The organism is Aliiroseovarius halocynthiae, assembly GCF_007004645.1.
Classification (GTDB): domain Bacteria; phylum Pseudomonadota; class Alphaproteobacteria; order Rhodobacterales; family Rhodobacteraceae; genus Aliiroseovarius; species Aliiroseovarius halocynthiae.
Genome location: NZ_ML660019.1, coordinates 373,567 through 389,878 on the forward strand (window position 1 = coordinate 373,567; position 16,312 = coordinate 389,878).

Below are 16,312 nucleotides of genomic sequence, written 5' to 3' on the forward strand. Positions count from 1 at the left end.
TTCTTGTCGGAAATATCCTGGGGGAACGTGTCCCTGTTAAGGGCACGAGGGGGCAAAGCCCCCTATAGGCTCACGCAGTGAGCTGCCGCTGATGATATTAAAGCGCGCGCCAACCGATGTCCGAGCGGTTGAACCCCTCTGGCCAGTTAATCCCCTCGATCATTGCATAGGCGCGGTCGCGGGCTTCTTGCAGGCTGTCGCCGCGGGCAGTGACGTTCAGAACCCGCCCGCCTGAGGCCGTGATCTTTCCGTCAACCTCAGTCGTGCCTGCATGGAACACCATGTTCTTCGAATCTTCCGGCAGAGCGTCCAACCCGTTGATCACAGAACCTTTCTCATACGATCCCGGATAGCCATTGGCGGCCATCACGACCGTCATCGCGTGGTCATCTGCCCAGTTCACCTGCGCCTCGTGCAAGCGTTCTTCGGCACAGGCTAGCATCAGATCCAGCGCCTGCGCGCCAAGGCGCATCATCAGAACCTGACATTCCGGGTCTCCGAAGCGCACGTTGTATTCCACCAGCCGCGCTTGTCCGTCCTTGATCATGAACCCTGCATAGAGCACGCCTTGATAAGGCGTCCCGCGCTTGGCCATTTCGTCTACGGTGGGCTGCACAATCTCGCGCATGGCGCGGGCGGCGATGTCGTCAGTAAGAACCGGAGCCGGGGAATAGGCCCCCATACCACCCGTGTTCAAACCGGTGTCACCATCGCCCTCACGTTTGTGGTCCTGCGCCGTCCCGATGGGCAGCGCGGTTTTGCCATCGCACAGAATGAAATAGGACGCTTCTTCGCCGTCCATGAACTCTTCGATAACAACCTCGGCCCCCGCTCCGCCAAAGGCGCCACCAAACATGTCGTCGATGGCGTCCAGCGCGGTTTCAACGTCCATCGCCACGATCACGCCTTTGCCAGCTGCCAATCCGTCCGCCTTAACAACAATCGGTGCGCCTTGTTCGCGGATATAGGCTTTGGCCGCCTCGGCATCGGTGAAATGTCCGTAAGCTGCGGTCGGTGCGTGGGCCGCGTCGCAAATCTCTTTCGTAAAGCTTTTCGAGGCTTCCAGCTTTGCGGCTTCGGCTGAAGGGCCAAACACCTTGATGCCCGCTTCGCGCAGACGATCCGCCACACCAGCCGCAAGTGGGGCTTCGGGGCCGACGATCACAAAGTCGATGGTGTTTTCCTGTGCAAACGCTGCCACAGCGCCGCCATCTTCGATATCCAGCATGGCGCATTCCGCGATCTGCGCCATGCCCGCGTTCCCCGGAGCCACGATCAGCCGGTCGCATTTGGGGTTCTGCATCACTGCCCATGCCAAAGCGTGCTCGCGTCCGCCGCTGCCCAGAATTAGGATGTTCATGGATGCTCTCCCTGTATAAGTTGTGGGTGAAATACAGAAGCAGCAGGGCGCCGACAAGCATGCAGAACGAAAAGCTTTGGAATGCACTCCAATCGCTTACCTTTGATAATGTGTTCGTTGATGCATTGATGCGGGAAAATCGTTGGGATCGTGACTTCACCCAGAATGCAATCAAGGAATATCGCCGTTTTCTGTACCTGACGCAGGTTTCGGACAGCCCGGTCACCCCGTCGGTGGTGATTGACAAAATCTGGCACAAACACATGACGTATACGCGCGACTATTGGGACGGTCTGTGTAAAGAGGTCTTTGGGCGTCCCTTGCATCACGAGCCGGGGCGTACCCCGGCCGATGCCGCGCGACATGCAGAGCAGTATCGCCACACTCGCGCGCTTTATGCCGCCTGTTTTGACCAGACCCCGCCGGATGCATTCTGGGCTGCGGTGGAACCCTCACGTAAATCCAAGCGTCTGATGCTTTTGATTGCGTCCGCGATTACGGTATTGGCGGGCATGGCGACTGGTCGTGTGGATGTAGTATTGGGCAGCTTGCTGGTTGTTGTGGTGATTTGGGAAATTGGTGGCATGCCGCTTTTCGCCATGACCCCGCGCTCGAATTCGAATAATTCTGGCGGCTGCGCAACCTGTGGCTCAAGCTGCGGTGGCGGCGGATGCGGAGGAGACTGATATGGACCTGATCGACGATCCCCAGCCGGGTGAAAACGCCCCAGAGTTTACCGTTTCCGAGATCTCGGGCGCGGTGAAGAAGACCATCGAAGGTGCGTTTGGCCGTGTGCGTGTGCGCGGCGAAGTCGGGCGCGTGATGCTGGCCCGTTCGGGTCACTTGTATTTCGACGTGAAAGACGACCGGTCCGTGATCGCGGCGGTCAGCTGGAAAGGGCAGGTCAGCCGCCTGTCGATCATGCCGGAAGAAGGGATGGAGGTCATCGTCTCGGGCAAGATCACAACTTTTGGCAGCCAGTCCAAATACCAGATCAACGTGGATGACGTTGTGGTCGCGGGCGAAGGCGCGTTGATGGCGATGTTGGAAAAACGCAAGAAAGCGCTGGCCGCCGAGGGTCTTTTTGCCCCCGAACGCAAGAAAAAGATCCCTTTCCTGCCCGAGGTGATCGGGGTTGTGACCTCGCCTTCAGGTGCGGTCATCCGCGATATTCTGCACCGGCTGCGCGACCGCTTTCCGCGTAAGGTTCTGATTTGGCCCGTTGCTGTTCAAGGGGACGCCTGTGCCCCACAAGTTGCCGCCGCAATCGAAGGTTTCAACCGCATGACACCGGGCGGAGCACTGCCGAGACCTGATTTGCTCATCGTAGCGCGCGGTGGTGGCTCGATCGAGGATTTGTGGGGCTTTAACGAAGAGATCGTGGCGCGGGCTGCTGCCAGTTCGGACATCCCTCTGATTTCGGCGGTGGGTCACGAGACCGATACGACGCTGATCGACTTTGTGTCTGACCTGCGCGCGCCAACGCCCACTGCCGCTGCCGAGCACGCCGTTCCGGTTCGGCTGGAGCTTCTGGCGTGGACCGAAGAACAAGGCACCCGCCTAACCCGTGCGTTAGAGCAGGGCGTTAACCAACGTAGTCAGCGTTTGCGCGACCTGTCCCGCGCCTTACCCCGCGCGGATAGCTTGTTGGACGGACCGCGCCAGCGACTGGACACGGCGGGTCTGAAGCTCCCCATTACCTTGACCCAGATGACACAGGCGCGGCGGGTGAAACTCAGCGAAGCTTCGGCTGGGTTGCGCCCTCGCGCCCTGACAGCTCGCCTTGCGCCGTTGCGTGAAAAGCTGGCAACGGCAACCAGCCGGCTCGGTCCGGGTCTGTCACGTGGCACCGCTCAGCATCGACGCGAGCTTGACCGTTTGGCCGCGCGATTGGATTCGGGGCGCATTGCACAGGCCAATCAGCAGCGAAATCAAGCGCTTCTGGACGCATCTGCTCGGCTGGACAACGCCTATCTATCTGCCGTCACGCGTCAGAAAGACCGTTTGGCCGCGCTCGAGAGGATGCGTCAGACGCTTGGCTATACCGAGACACTGAAACGCGGCTATGCGGTTGTGCGTGGCGACGGCGATGTGGTGACGACGCAGGATGCCGCCAGCAAGGCCAAGGCGTTGGAGATCGAGTTCGCAGATGGCCGATTGGCGCTGGATGGATCCGGGTCTACCCCTGCCACAACGGCTCCGACACCCAAACCTGCCCGCAAAGCAAAGCCTAAGAAAGACGCCCCGGATCAAGGGTCACTTTTCTAAGCTCTAAGTCTTATTTTTTCGTGATCCAGGCCTGCCTTGCGGTTTGCCGCCCGGGTTCCGATCGCGTGACCCGCCGCCACCAAAGCTCTTGCCTGTCGGGCGTTGCCCCGGTTTTCCTCCAGAACGCCCAGTGCCCTTGAATGCGGGCTTGGCGCCCGGTTTGCTCCCATGTTTGCCACGTGGGATCTCAGCTCGTTTACGAACGGGTGCTTTTGCTGGGGCTTCCATGCCCAATTGTTCCCGCACAACGCGTTGGCGGATCTCTTCGACTTCGCCGGATTTCAGCTCTCCCAGTTGGAACGGGCCATAACTGACGCGCAGCAGGCGGTTCACTGACAGGCCGATCGCCTCCATCGCGCGGCGAATCTCGCGGTTTTTGCCTTCACGAATGCTGATGGTCAGCCACGCATTCGCGCCCTGCTGCCGATCAAGCGAGATCGACATGGGCTGGAAGCGTTCGCCATCCACCGTGATTCCCTTGCGGACCGGTGCCAGCATGTCGTCCGTTGGCTTGCCCTTCACACGCACGCGGTATTTGCGGGTCCACCCGGTCGACGGCAGCTCTAGCTTGCGCTTTACGCCACCGTCATTGGTCAGAAGAAGCAACCCTTCCGAGTTCAAATCCAAGCGCCCCACGCTCATCACGCGCGGCATATCCTCGGGCAGTTTGTCAAAGACGGTTTCGCGGCCTTTTTCGTCTTTGGCGGTGGTCACCAGCCCAGTGGGCTTGTGATACAGCCAAATGCGCGGCGGCTCGGGCTCGGCCACGGGTTTGTCATCCACAAGGATCTTGTCCTTGGGGGTCACGTTCAGAGCTGGGCTGTCGATCACCTTGCCGTTGACGCTGACGCGTCCGGCTTCGATCATGCGTTCAGCGTCGCGGCGGCTGGCAATGCCGGCGCGCGACAGCACTTTGGCGATCCGGTCGCCGGCTGGTGTCTGGGTGGGGGTGGGTTTATCCGTCATACCCCCGGCATACCTTGCGCCACCGGAAAGGGGAAGCCTTGGCAATCGCGGGCAGGGCAGGCATGAAGGGGCATGACCCGTTTCAAAAGCCATATGGACACCGCCTTGGCCGAGGCCAGCGCTGCTGCAACACGCGGCGAGGTTCCCGTGGGTGCCGTGCTGGTTGCGCCGGACGGTCATGTGGTCGCGCAGGCGGGCAACCGAACCCGCGAATTGAACGACCCAACGGCCCATGCCGAAATCCTTGTGATCCGCGAAGGCTGCACGCGCGCAGGATCAGAACGCTTGCCGGGTTATGACCTTTACGTCACGCTTGAACCATGCCCCATGTGCGCCACGGCCATTTCGGCGGCGCGGATCCGGCGCGTATATTATGCTGCTGCCGATCCAAAATCGGGTGGCGTGGCGCAAGGTCCGCGCATTTTCAGCCACCCGCAATGCCACCATGTGCCCGAGGTTTATGACGGCATCGGTGCGGGTGAAGCTGAACAGATCCTAAGGGATTTTTTCGCTGCGCGACGGTGACGCCTAAATCGTGATCGGCTTCAGAAGCTCAGGCTCTATAACATTCACATTCGGTAGGGCTGCGATCAGTTCATCCGCGGATTGTGCAAGAATGGGGAATGTCTTGTAGTGGCAGGGAATCACGGTTTTGAAATCGAAATACCGATTTGCCGCATAAGCTGCCCGCGCCATGTCCATTGTATAGTGTCCACCGGCGCACAGAATGCCGATATCGGGTTTGTGCAGATCCCCCATCCATTCCATATCCGCCATGATGTCGGTGTCGCCTGACAAATAGATCACGTGACCTTCGCCAGCGATCATGAACCCGGTCTCGGACCCCGCACAAAGGGGACGATCACCGCCGAGATAGTCGAAACTTGAAGAATGCGAGGCATTGACCATCGTGACCTTCGCACCATTCAGATCGACGGTGCCGCCTTTCCCAAAGCCCAACGTCTCGATCCCATCTTCTTTGCCCCAGAACGTGGCCAGCTCGTGAATGGCGACAATCGGAATACCCTTTTCTTTCGCAATCGAAAGTGTGGATGCCGCATGATCCCCGTGTCCGTGTGTGATCAGGATGTGAGTCGCGCCATCGATTGCCTCGTCCCGCCTGTCTTCGGGAAAGATCGGGCTTCTGTCCAACCAGGGGTCAATCAAAAGCACGGCCCCTTCGATTTCGATCCGAAAACCTGCGTGGCCTAGAAATGTGATTTGCATAAGAAGCCTCTCTTTTCATCATTCGGGCTGACAGTAACAGCAAAATCAAGCCTGTCACCCATGAGGCGATGGTGCAGCAGGTGCACATGGCTTGCGGGCACGTCTCGCGCGCGTTAAACGACTGGTCGAAACATGAGCCCGGGAGCCCCCCATGTCCATCGACACAGAAACCGCGCGCAAGGTTGCGCATCTGGCCCGCATCAAGGTCGAAGACGACCGCCTGCCTGAACTGGCTGAGAACTTCAATGCGATCCTCGGATTTATCGAGCAGTTGAATGAAGTCGATGTCGACGGCGTCGAGCCGATGACCTCGGTGACGCCGATGCGTCTGAAACGCCGTGAAGATGTGGTGACCGATGGCAATATGCCGGAAAAAATCTTGTCCAACGCGCCCGATGCGCGCGAAGGCTTCTTTGCTGTGCCGAAGGTGGTTGAGTGATGACTGAGCTGAACAAACTGACGATTGCCGATGCCCGTGACGCGCTGCGCAAGGGCGATGTGACCTCGGCCGAGATCACCGAGGCTTGCCTGACCGAAATCGAAGGCGCAGATGCGCTGGGCGCGTTCGTTCACAACACGCCGGACTTGGCGCGTGAGCAGGCGAAAGCTGCGGATGCACGTCTTCAGGCGGGTGATGCGCCTGCCATGTGCGGCATTCCGCTGGGCATCAAGGACCTGTTCTGCACCAAGGGTGTGCCCTCGCAGGCGGCCTCGAAAATCCTGGAGGGCTTTACGCCGGAATACGAATCGACCGTCAGCCAGAATTTGCTGGATGCAGGCACGGTGATGCTGGGCAAGCTGAACATGGACGAATTCGCCATGGGCTCGTCGAACGAGACGTCGGTTTACGGCAATGCGGTGAACCCGTGGAAAGTGGACGATCGTCAGTTGACGCCGGGTGGTAGCTCGGGTGGATCGGCATCCGCCGTGGCAGCTGATCTGTGTCTGGCTGCGACTGGCACCGATACAGGCGGATCCATCCGTCAGCCTGCCGCCTTCACCGGCATCACCGGCATCAAGCCCACCTATGGCCGCTGCTCGCGCTGGGGTGTTGTGGCTTTTGCCTCGTCGCTGGATCAGGCTGGTCCGATGACCAAGTCGGTGCGTGACGCGGCCATCATGTTGGAAGCCATGTGTGGCCATGACATGAAAGATTCGACCAGCGCGGACATTCCGGTGCCGAATTTTGAAGCCATGCTGACGGGCGACATCAAAGGCAAGAAAATCGGGATCCCGAAAGAATACCGCATGGAGGGCATGCCCGCCGAGATCGAAAAGCTTTGGGCCGATGGGGCCGACATGCTGCGCGATGCAGGGGCCGAGATCGTCGATATCTCGCTGCCGCATACCAAATACGCGCTGCCTGCCTATTATGTGATTGCTCCGGCTGAAGCTTCGTCGAACCTCGCCCGCTATGACGGCGTGAAATACGGCCACCGCGCCAAGCTGGAAGCGGGGGATGGCATCGACGAGATGTACGCCAAAACCCGCGCTGAAGGCTTCGGTGACGAGGTGCAGCGCCGCGTGATGATCGGCACTTATGTGCTGTCGGCTGGCTTCTATGATGCCTATTACAACCGTGCCCGTCGCGTGCGCGCGTTGATCAAGAAAGACTTCGACGATGTCTTTGCGGCTGGCGTTGACGCCATCCTGACCCCGGCTACGCCATCGGCGGCCTTTGGTCTGGGCGAGATGGAGAATGCTGACCCGGTCAAAATGTACCTGAACGACGTGTTCACCGTGACCGTAAACCTTGCTGGCCTGCCCGGCATCTCGATCCCTGCAGGATTGGATGCGCAGGGTCTGCCCCTCGGTCTGCAGCTGATCGGCCGCCCGTGGGAAGAAGGCGATCTGCTGAATATCGCGCACGAGGTTGAGGCCCGTGCAGGCTTTGTGGCGAAGCCGTCGAAATGGTGGTAAAACGCGCTTTGATGGCGTGAGAGAACCCAAAGGAGCCCCGCGATGCGTATCACTATTGGACTTGCCGTTCTTGGCCTGATGGCTGGATGTGTCGCGCCCCTTCCGGACAGTAGATCCCCTGCAAATGTGGGGGCTCAGCCGGCTGCTGGGACAGGTGGTCAGCCTCTTTCGGCCTTTGGGCAAGGCAGTTCTGTAGACGCGGTGCCCACCGCCGTGTCCGAGGCCGCAACCATCTCGGACGAACAGGATTTCAGTGCCGTATCGTCGCGTGAAAGCATTGAGAGCGATGCGGCACGTCTGCAGGGCTATCGTGCGAATTACCAACAGGTGCAGCCCGAAGCAGTTCCGGATCGCCCGGCGAGCAGTTCGACCTCGATCGTTCAGTTCGCGTTGTCCACGACCAATTCGGTTGGGCAGTCAGTATACCAACGCTCTTCCCTATCTGGTGCAGCCCGTGCTCAGCGTAATTGCTCTCGCTACACCTCGGCTGATTTCGCTCAGATTGCGTTCTTGGAAGCTGGTGGCCCGAAGCGGGACCGCTATGGGATTGACCCAGACGGCGACGGATTTGCCTGCGGTTGGAACCCGGCACCTTTCCGAGCCGCTCGTGGGGGGGCAATTACGGCTGTGCCAACTAGTGCGGAAGCCGTCAGCTCTTCGGAGTTGGAGGCCATCGGCATTCCCGCCGGGCCTGCACCTCAGGCTACTCCGGTGCCGCTGCCTGGTAATCCACTGAACATTTCCACCGAGTGATGCAGCCCATCGCGCATCCATCCCCGAATTTCGGCCCGCGCCGGGAGGGGTTGGAGTCGTCTCTGATTGTCCTGCACTATACTGCGATGCAAGATCCCAAGGCCGCATTGGAGCGCCTGTGTGATCCCGCACACGAGGTATCTGCCCACTACCTGATCCATCGTGACGGGCGGCTGTTTCAGCTGGTCCCGGAAGAGATGCGCGCTTGGCATGCAGGGGCGGGGTTTTGGGGCGGTCTGGACGACATCAATTCCCGCTCGATTGGCATCGAGTTGGACAATGATGGGGCATCCCCGTTTTCCGAGCCACAGATGGCCACGCTAGAGTCGGTGTTGCCCCAGATTATGCAGCGGTGGCGTATCGCGCCTGTGGGTGTGATTGGTCATAGCGACATGGCGCCTGCGCGGAAGTCCGACCCCGGACGACGTTTCGACTGGGCGCGCTTGGCACGACAGGGATTGTCGATTTGGCCCGAGGGAAGCGATGTGACTGTCGATACCGAGCGCTTTCTAAGCCTGCTCGCGCGCGTTGGCTATCCCATTTCAGATGGGCTGAATCCAGTGCTGCGGGCATTTCGTCAGCGGTTCCGCCCGTGGCAACACGGGGTGTTGGATGCTCGTGATATGGGGATTGCTGAAGACCTTGCCACGCGCTTCGGCGTTGACCGCCCTGTTCCCATCGCCTAAGTCCAGCCCTGCGCGGATGGCTGGATGACCGCGGGTGACTGTCGGGGCTTGCTTCGGCGTGACGCGAGGAAAGTCCGGACTCCACAAGGCAACGGTGCCGGGTAACGCCCGGCCGGGGAAACCCGAGGGACAGCGCCACAGAGAACAGACAGCCTGCGCATGCGCGGGTTATGGTGAAACGGTGGGGTAAGAGCCCACCGCGCTTCTGGCAACAGCGGCGGCACGGCAAGCCCCACCGGGAGCAATGCCTAATAGGGATCGCGCGGGGGTAACCCCAGGGGTGTCTTGCCCCGAGCAGATCCGGGTTGGCAGCTTGAACCTGTTGGTAACAGCAGGTCTAGAGGAATGGTCATCCATGGTGGCGACACCAAGACAGAATCCGGCTTACAGGCCGTCCGCGCACATGATTCTTGTCGGTTTCAAAGATTTAGGCCTCCGGCGGGGATATTTGTGACAAGAAAAAGCAGCGGCGCCGAGGATTCCTCTGCTTTGCGGTTGACTCGGGTTGAATTGGCGCTAAAAGGCGGGTTCCAGAGATTTACGCCGGGCGGCATGCGCCCGCCCGATAGGAGCTTTTGTTATGGCGAAGCCGACCACAATCAAAATCCGCCTGAACTCGACCGCGGATACCGGCCACTTCTATGTGACCAAGAAAAACGCACGCACCATGACCGAGAAAATGGTTGTCAAAAAGTATGACCCGGTTGTGCGCAAGCACGTTGAATACAAAGAAGGCAAGATCAAGTAAGATCGAGTTTCTTTGGGTAAAAAGGCCGTCCCGGTTGGGGCGGCTTTTTTCGTTTCTGGTGTCGGTGGCCACATAGTTTGTCCCTAATGGACATATAGATTGGTATTTCCTAGCAGCACCGCTGACCCTTTCGGAAGAAACGAACCTTCGGTTAGAGCGCGGGGAAGGGGGAAACGAACCCAAGTCTCCAAATTCAGCGAAGTTGTGGAATGTCCGAGCTGAACAACTCTCACTGAACTTTGGGTTTGTATTCACGCGGCGTCTAAGAAGATGCCGATCGAGCCTTTGATGTCGACGACGTCTAATTCTCGCCCGAGAACAGCCCGATACATCGGGTCTGTAAGAACGATCGCCGTTCCTGCGGTTAGCGAGATAAGATGCAGATACAGCAACCTCGGATCCTCGTCAGGTCGCCATCCGCTCAATTGAGCAGCCGTAATATCCTCCCATTGCATGGAAGCGAATTTGTCCACAGAGGACTTCAGATCATCCGAAGCGTGTCGCATGACATCTGGATTTCGCAAGATGTGATGATATGCGGCGTTCTCGGTAGCCCAAAGAACATAGCCGTTCATTGTTTGCCGTAAACGGTCCAAACCCGGCTTTAGGTCTCCTGCCGACTTGCTCGCTTCAATCAGGCGTTCAACGCCGGCTTGGGCGATTTCCCGTAGTAGATCTGCTTTGTTTGCGAAATGCCGCAGCGGGGCAGCGTGACTGACGTTTAAGTCACGGGCGAGACCTCGAAGGCTCAGTTTTTCCAAACCCTCTTTGTCCATAACTTCAATTGCCCTCTCTATGAGGGCGTTTCTCAAGTTGCCGTGGTGATATGGGCCAGACACTGTCCACTCCAAAGGTTGATATTAGCGGTTTCGAACGACTGATGTAGTCAATGACTGCATCGAATCTCTTGTGTGTTCTGTCAATCGTTTGCGGGACCGAAGCTGCCTCTTCCAAAAAGTTTGCCAAAAAATGTTTACATCGACAACATGAATCTTTATGTAGTCGGTGTAAACATTATCTATTCGGTTAAAAGAGGTCGTTTTCGATTTGCGAGAGTCGATAACGAGCGAAAGGCAGGAGAAGCCCAATGACCCAAGCCCCCAATATTTCTGATGCAACCCAAGACACGCCCGTTTTGATTGTCGGGGCAGGACCGACAGGCCTTACTGCCGCGCTGGAACTTGCGCGCCGTGAAATTCCGGTGCGCATCATTGAGCGTCGTGAAGGTCCGTCCGCTTTGTCGCGGGCAGTTGGTATCATGCCATGGGCCATGGACATTCTTGATAAGTCAGGCGCCGGTCCGTTGGTACGTAATGCAGCTCAGCCGGTGCACCGCGTTGAGGTATGGACAGACAAACAGCAAACCATGACACTTTCTATGGACGTTGATCCCGATCCTAATGTTCGTCTGTTCTGCCTCCCTCAAAATGAAACTGAAGCCATACTTGCCGAGAAGCTGGCCGGGCATGGTGTCCAGGTCGAGTATGAGAAAAGCCTTGAAGGGATTTCAGAAGAGGCCGACTTTCCCAAAGCGACGATCAACAGTGAAACAAAATCATATGCTTTCATTCTCGGGGCCGACGGCGTGAGGTCTATGGTTCGGGATTACCTTGGCGAAGAGATGCAGGGGTATGATCTGCCGACTAAATGGTCGATTGCTGATGTGGATGCATCAGGATGGACTGAACCAGGTGTTTTCCGCGTCTATTTGAAGAACGACGGCAATGCCGTCTTCGTGATTCCTATGTCACCCAAACGCTATCGACTTGTTGCATCTGAACCAGATGCGCTTACTGCACTTCCTGTTGAAATGAAAGTTGAGCACCTTCACCGTGCTGGCGACTTCACAATTGGTATCCGTCAAGCTGGCAGCTATGGGCGTGGGCGTATCTGGATTGCCGGCGACGCCGCACACACACATTCGCCTGTTGGTGGCCGCGGCATGAATCTGGGCATCCAAGATGCCGACGAATGGGTGGAGCGTCTAATAACACACCGCCTCGAACCAGAGGGCATGCAAGGTTACAGCGACGCACGCCACGCGCGCGGCAAAGAGATCATCGAATTCACTGAAACGGCACGTAAAAACGTCATGGCCGAGTCCAGCCTAACAAAGACGTTGGCTCTAAAAACGGTTGGTGCCCTTGGAGGCTTGATGCCGATCAACCGCAAACTTGTACGCAGGATGCTCTTGACATAGCTTGCCACCCTTGAGTTGGCATTTGTCTCGTGCATCTGGGATCTTGAAAGCAGCCATTTGAATAGTGTTTTCAAATGGCCTCTTTGTCCGCCCTACGGCTAACGATAGAGACGCTTTGAACGGCTGGTTTCGAGCAAAACTGCGCTCAGGGGCAATCTATTTGTCATGCCGTATCTGGGGAATTGGTGCCGGGCTAGCGGTGCAGGATGCGCTGCGCTACGGTTTGGCCCATCAGGTAATAGGTATTGGGGCCGGGGTGGAAGCCGTCCTCGGCCATCATCTCGGGCGTCAGGGGCAGATCGAAGGGGATGTAGTCCACACCCATCTGTTGTGCCTGTTGGGAAAGGGCCGTGTCAAAGCGACGTGCTTGCAGGCCGAGAAACCAGCGCAGTGGTTGTGGCAGCAGGGGGAACTTCCTAAGCGGGGGGATGCCGGCCACGATTACACGCTTGGCCTGCCAGTCATTGAATAGATGTGCATACAGGTGCTCGCGCTGACGCAGAAGACGTTTCAGAGGGATCTGGCTGGTAATGTCATTCACACCAAGGACGACGAAGGCGACATCGACTGGATGCGCCTCTTGTGCGCGCAGAAGGGGCAGGGTGGTGCGTGTGGTGTTCCCAGTCCGTGCCACCAATTGCCAGTCGACATGGTAAGAGGTGCTGAGTGCTTGAACAAGCTGTCCTGAAAGCGCTTCGGTCTGATGTGTGGCCCCCACGCCGGCAGCAGACGAATCCCCTGTGATCAGAAGTGTCAAAGGCTGACCCTGCCCGCTTGCCCCCGAGCGGTGGCCAGGAGGCTCGGGAAGCCGTCTGGCGGTCTTACGCACGCGCAGCGCCTGATAGGTCAGGAACGGGCTGAGCAGCAGCTTGGCGAGGGTTTCAAGAATCACGAACACGGGCGTCATCTCATAAAAAAGGGCCGGTCGCGATGACCGGCCCTGTTGTTTTCAGGCAGTGCAGATCACTCGCGGTTGCCCAGGAACTGCAGCAGGAACATGAACAAGTTGATGAAGTCCAGATACAGGTTCAGAGCACCCATAATTGCGGATTTCGCCAGCCATTCGCTGTCCATTGCATGGGCATGTGCGATGTAGTCATTCTTGATTTTCTGCGTGTCATAGGCGGTCAGGCCCGCAAAGATCAGAACGCCAATCACCGAGATCGCGAAGTGAATCATCGACGAGCCGATGAAGATGTTCACGATCGATGCAATGATAATACCGATCAGACCCATAATCAGGAATGCACCCATCGGCCCAAGGTCGCGCTTGGTCGTGTAGCCGTAAAGGCTGAGACCTGCGAAGGCGATGGCAGTGATCAGGAAAGTATTCGCAATCGACATGCCGGTGAACACGACGAAAATATAGCTGATCGACACACCCATCACAGCCGAGAAGGCGTAGAAGAACAGCTGTGCGCCAGCGGCGGACAGGCGGTTGATCATTGCGCCAAAGGCAAAAACCATGATCAGCGGGGCAAACATCACGATGTAACGGGTAAAGCCGGTGAACAGCGTTTCCATCATCGCGGCGTTGTTGCCCACGGCCCAAGCAGCCGCAAAGGTCAGAAGCAGACCCATCGACATGGTGCCGTATACTTTGTTCATATGGGCGCGCAGCCCTTCGTCGATCGCGGCGCGTGTACCAGCACCTGCGCGGATCGTGTCAAACTCAGCCATTGAGACCTCCAAGCAAACTTTCTTTGGCGGCCCCCAAAACAGAAACCGCCCTTGGCCGTTATATTGGCAAGGGCGGCGTAATTTTCAAGTGTTTAACGGCGTGAAACGCTTAGTATTACCAGTGTGCCGGTACGTCCCAGATCGGACGGCCAGCTTCACGGTCGGCTTCGGCGCGGGTCAGGCCCAGATCTTTCAGGCGGTGATCGTCAAGCTGCGACAGGGCTACGCGCTCGCGACGGGTCTGGATTGCGGTTGCAAGCCACGTCAGCGGCGAGAAGCTGTGCTTTACGGCGGGGGCGTTGGTGCAGGTTACGGCGGTCATCTCGTCTCTCCTTGGTGTTTGCGATGGATGATGTGTGTTGCATCAAATTTCTTGATTGTTATGCTTGGTTGGGTGAAATAAGTAAAATGAATGATTGTGTGTTAATATATCACGGAGGTTGATGTGCCGCGTAATCTTGATCTGACTGCCTTACGCAGCTTTGCGACTGTCGCCGATGCCGGAGGTGTAACCCGAGCAGCCGGACTTCTGCATCTGACGCAATCCGCTGTGTCCATGCAATTGAAGCGTCTCGAGGAAAGCTTGGGCCGCCCGTTGCTTGATCGTTCGGGTCGCGGCGTTTCTTTGACTGCCGATGGCGAACAGCTTCTGGGCTATGCGCGTCGCATTCTGCGTCTGAATGACGAGGTTTATTCGCGGCTGACCGATCAGGCCTTTGAGGGTGAAGTTGTTTTGGGTGTGCCAGCCGATGTGGTCTATCCGGCAATCCCCAAAGTGTTGCGGCAGTTTCATGCGGCCTATCCGCGGATGCGGGTTCAGTTGATCTCGTCCTATACCAGTCGATTGAAGGCGATGTTTGCGCGCGGGGAGTGCGACGCCATTCTGACCACGGAAGAGGAAATGGACGCCGGCGGCGAGACATTGACTGCGTTGCCGCTGGTCTGGGTCGGCGCACCGGGCGGGCAGGCGTGGCGGCAACGCCCCTTGCGCTTGGCGTTCGAGCATAACTGCATCTTCCGAAAAGGTGTACAGCAGGCGTTGGACGAAGCGGGTATCTCCTGGGAAATGGGCGTCGAAAGCGATTCGACCCGCACCATCGAAGCGTCTCTGTCCGCTGACCTCGCCGTTCATGCGGTGATCGAAGGCACCGTGCGCAGTGATCTGGATGTGGTTGATCACGGCGGCGCGCTGCCGGACCTCGCGGTCACGCAGGTGAACATGTACGCCGCCAAAAGCAGCCATCAGGCGATGGATGATCTTCTGGATATGATCCGGCGCGCCTTTGACGAACTATAAAGCCTGCGATGGGTCTAGCTATTCGGCCCCATCGTCACCACCACCTTGCCGGTGGATTTGCGGCTGCGCAGAAGTTCGAGCGCATCTTCGGCCTGTTCAAGCGGCAGTGTATGACTGACATGTGGGTGGATCTTGCCCTCGGCGTACCACGTAAGAAGCTGACGAAGGCTGTCAGTCAGGACGTCGGCATTGAATTTTAAGTATCCGCCCCAATAGAACCCGATTGTGGTGATGTTCTTCACCAGCATGTGGTTGGGTTTCAGATTTGGCATGTCGCCGGATGCGAACCCGATATACAGGAACCTTCCGTCTGGATTCGTGGCACGGAACGCGGCTTCGCCTTGCTCTCCGCCGACCGCGTCATAAACAACATCAGCCCCGCCGAGGGCCTTCACGACCTCGCGGATATCTTCGCTGGTGCTGTCGATCATATGATCGGCCCCCGCCTTCTTGCAGATTTCCAGCTTATCGGCGCCGCGTGCGCAAGCGATGACACGCGCGCCCATCACTTTCCCGATTTCGACGGCGGTCAGGCCGACACCACCCGCAGCGCCAAGCACCAGCAAAGTTTCGCCGGGTTGTAGGCGGGCTTTATAGTCCAGTGCCATGTGGCTGGTGCCATAGGTGATTTGGAACGCAGCGGCGTCCTCGAAGCTCATGTTGTCGGGCAGGGGCAGGCAGCGATCCGCAGGGAAGACGCCCTCATCTGCTAGGCCGTCCTTGCCGGAAAAAACGACAACCCGTGTTCCCACGGCAAGCCCGCCAGTTTCAGGGCCGAGTTCGGTCACGATGCCAGCGGGCTCCATCCCAAGAGAAAAAGGCGTTTCAGGCGTGTCTTGGTAGCGCCCCTTGGTCATCAAAAGATCTGCGAAATTTAGGCCGCAGGCACGAATGTCAACGCGGGCGTGGCCGGGCTGAAGAGGCAGGGCCGACAGCGCGGTTAAAGTGGGCTGTTTTCCAAGTTCTGATACGCGAAATGTCTTCATGGGGCCTCCTACTTGTGATGTAGCGCGCTTGCTTCTGAAAATCGAGAACAACAAGTAGCGTCCATGGTTGCCCAGTCCTTAACGGGTTAAATTGCCAAGCTTTTATGATTATGCTAAACAGAAGTTGCGTGTTGGCTATGCGGGAATTCACCCGCAGGGGTGGTGGATGGTCTTTCACACTCGCCAGAGCCATCTGGTCGCGCGTGGGGAAATGGGGAACT

At 58.0% G+C, this 16,312-nt stretch carries 18 protein-coding genes and 1 other RNA gene; 11 read left to right on the top strand and 8 right to left on the bottom strand.

Going from position 1 to position 16,312, the window contains the following annotated elements; all coding sequences use genetic code 11:
* Window positions 1-97 precede the first annotated feature (97 nt).
* Window positions 98-1,360 (bottom strand): phosphoribosylamine--glycine ligase, encoded by a 1,263-nt coding sequence (purD, locus tag FIL88_RS01955; protein WP_142852135.1) that lies wholly within the window; start codon window positions 1,358-1,360, stop codon window positions 98-100.
* Between the two features lie 59 nt (window positions 1,361-1,419).
* Here purD and FIL88_RS01960 point away from each other — a divergent pair, with 59 nt between their 5' ends.
* Complete coding sequence (locus FIL88_RS01960; protein ID WP_142852136.1) at window positions 1,420-2,046, top strand: glycine-rich domain-containing protein; 627 nt, start codon at window positions 1,420-1,422, stop codon at window positions 2,044-2,046.
* A gap of 1 nt (window position 2,047) precedes the next feature.
* The gene (xseA, locus tag FIL88_RS01965; protein WP_142852137.1) at window positions 2,048-3,628 is read left to right on the top strand and encodes an exodeoxyribonuclease VII large subunit; all 1,581 of its coding nucleotides are present in this window, start codon (window positions 2,048-2,050) and stop codon (window positions 3,626-3,628) included.
* Between the two features lie 3 nt (window positions 3,629-3,631).
* Here the strand turns inward: xseA and FIL88_RS01970 are convergent, their stop codons facing one another.
* Complete coding sequence (locus FIL88_RS01970) at window positions 3,632-4,594, bottom strand: pseudouridine synthase (RefSeq protein WP_142852138.1); 963 nt, start codon at window positions 4,592-4,594, stop codon at window positions 3,632-3,634.
* Between the two features lie 72 nt (window positions 4,595-4,666).
* Between FIL88_RS01970 and FIL88_RS01975 the strand changes: the two genes are divergently transcribed.
* Window positions 4,667-5,119 carry a nucleoside deaminase gene (locus tag FIL88_RS01975; protein ID WP_142852139.1) on the top strand — a complete coding sequence of 151 codons (453 nt, stop codon included), beginning with the start codon at window positions 4,667-4,669 and terminating at the stop codon, window positions 5,117-5,119.
* 3 nt (window positions 5,120-5,122) lie between these two features.
* Here the strand turns inward: FIL88_RS01975 and FIL88_RS01980 are convergent, their stop codons facing one another.
* On the bottom strand, window positions 5,123-5,821 hold the full coding sequence (locus FIL88_RS01980; RefSeq protein WP_142852140.1) for a metal-dependent hydrolase: 699 nt from the start codon (window positions 5,819-5,821) through the stop codon (window positions 5,123-5,125).
* A gap of 151 nt (window positions 5,822-5,972) precedes the next feature.
* On the opposite strand from FIL88_RS01980, the gene gatC reads away from it, so the two are divergent.
* The 6 genes from gatC (at window position 5,973) to rpmG (ending at window position 9,928) form a co-directional block, all read left to right on the top strand.
* The gene (gene gatC / locus FIL88_RS01985) at window positions 5,973-6,260 is read left to right on the top strand and encodes an Asp-tRNA(Asn)/Glu-tRNA(Gln) amidotransferase subunit GatC (protein WP_142852141.1); all 288 of its coding nucleotides are present in this window, start codon (window positions 5,973-5,975) and stop codon (window positions 6,258-6,260) included.
* A complete protein-coding gene (gatA, locus tag FIL88_RS01990; protein WP_142852142.1) occupies window positions 6,260-7,741 on the top strand; it encodes an Asp-tRNA(Asn)/Glu-tRNA(Gln) amidotransferase subunit GatA in 1,482 nt (493 codons plus the stop codon). Before gatC ends, gatA begins: the two co-directional genes overlap by 1 nt.
* 42 nt (window positions 7,742-7,783) lie before the next feature.
* A complete protein-coding gene (locus tag FIL88_RS01995) occupies window positions 7,784-8,494 on the top strand; it encodes a hypothetical protein (protein ID WP_185960812.1) in 711 nt (236 codons plus the stop codon).
* Window positions 8,494-9,180, top strand: coding sequence for an N-acetylmuramoyl-L-alanine amidase (locus FIL88_RS02000; protein ID WP_142853416.1), 687 nt, complete (start codon window positions 8,494-8,496; stop codon window positions 9,178-9,180). The genes FIL88_RS01995 and FIL88_RS02000 overlap by 1 nt, the downstream gene beginning before the upstream one ends.
* 12 nt (window positions 9,181-9,192) lie before the next feature.
* Window positions 9,193-9,583, top strand: an RNA gene (gene rnpB / locus FIL88_RS02005) — RNase P RNA component class A.
* Window positions 9,584-9,760: 177 nt separating this feature from the next.
* Window positions 9,761-9,928: a 50S ribosomal protein L33 gene (gene rpmG / locus FIL88_RS02010; RefSeq protein ID WP_008034579.1), complete on the top strand. Its 168-nt coding sequence runs from the start codon at window positions 9,761-9,763 to the stop codon at window positions 9,926-9,928.
* 251 nt (window positions 9,929-10,179) lie between these two features.
* Here rpmG and FIL88_RS02015 read toward each other — a convergent pair whose 3' ends face one another.
* A complete protein-coding gene (locus FIL88_RS02015; RefSeq protein WP_281281278.1) occupies window positions 10,180-10,767 on the bottom strand; it encodes a TetR/AcrR family transcriptional regulator in 588 nt (195 codons plus the stop codon).
* A 248-nt stretch (window positions 10,768-11,015) separates the two neighbouring features.
* Here FIL88_RS02015 and FIL88_RS02020 point away from each other — a divergent pair, with 248 nt between their 5' ends.
* A complete protein-coding gene (locus FIL88_RS02020) occupies window positions 11,016-12,128 on the top strand; it encodes an FAD-dependent oxidoreductase (protein ID WP_142852144.1) in 1,113 nt (370 codons plus the stop codon).
* Between the two features lie 193 nt (window positions 12,129-12,321).
* Here the strand turns inward: FIL88_RS02020 and FIL88_RS02025 are convergent, their stop codons facing one another.
* The 3 genes from FIL88_RS02025 to FIL88_RS02035 form a co-directional block, all read right to left on the bottom strand.
* Window positions 12,322-13,026 (bottom strand): SGNH/GDSL hydrolase family protein, encoded by a 705-nt coding sequence (locus FIL88_RS02025; RefSeq protein WP_221931118.1) that lies wholly within the window; start codon window positions 13,024-13,026, stop codon window positions 12,322-12,324.
* 65 nt (window positions 13,027-13,091) lie between these two features.
* Complete coding sequence (locus FIL88_RS02030) at window positions 13,092-13,808, bottom strand: Bax inhibitor-1/YccA family protein (protein WP_142852146.1); 717 nt, start codon at window positions 13,806-13,808, stop codon at window positions 13,092-13,094.
* Window positions 13,809-13,923: 115 nt separating this feature from the next.
* The gene (locus FIL88_RS02035; RefSeq protein WP_142852147.1) at window positions 13,924-14,130 is read right to left on the bottom strand and encodes a DUF1127 domain-containing protein; all 207 of its coding nucleotides are present in this window, start codon (window positions 14,128-14,130) and stop codon (window positions 13,924-13,926) included.
* A gap of 123 nt (window positions 14,131-14,253) precedes the next feature.
* Here FIL88_RS02035 and FIL88_RS02040 point away from each other — a divergent pair, with 123 nt between their 5' ends.
* A complete protein-coding gene (locus tag FIL88_RS02040; RefSeq protein ID WP_142852148.1) occupies window positions 14,254-15,105 on the top strand; it encodes a LysR family transcriptional regulator in 852 nt (283 codons plus the stop codon).
* A 14-nt stretch (window positions 15,106-15,119) separates the two neighbouring features.
* Here the strand turns inward: FIL88_RS02040 and FIL88_RS02045 are convergent, their stop codons facing one another.
* A complete protein-coding gene (locus FIL88_RS02045) occupies window positions 15,120-16,091 on the bottom strand; it encodes an NADPH:quinone oxidoreductase family protein (protein WP_142852149.1) in 972 nt (323 codons plus the stop codon).
* Window positions 16,092-16,312 lie beyond the last annotated feature (221 nt).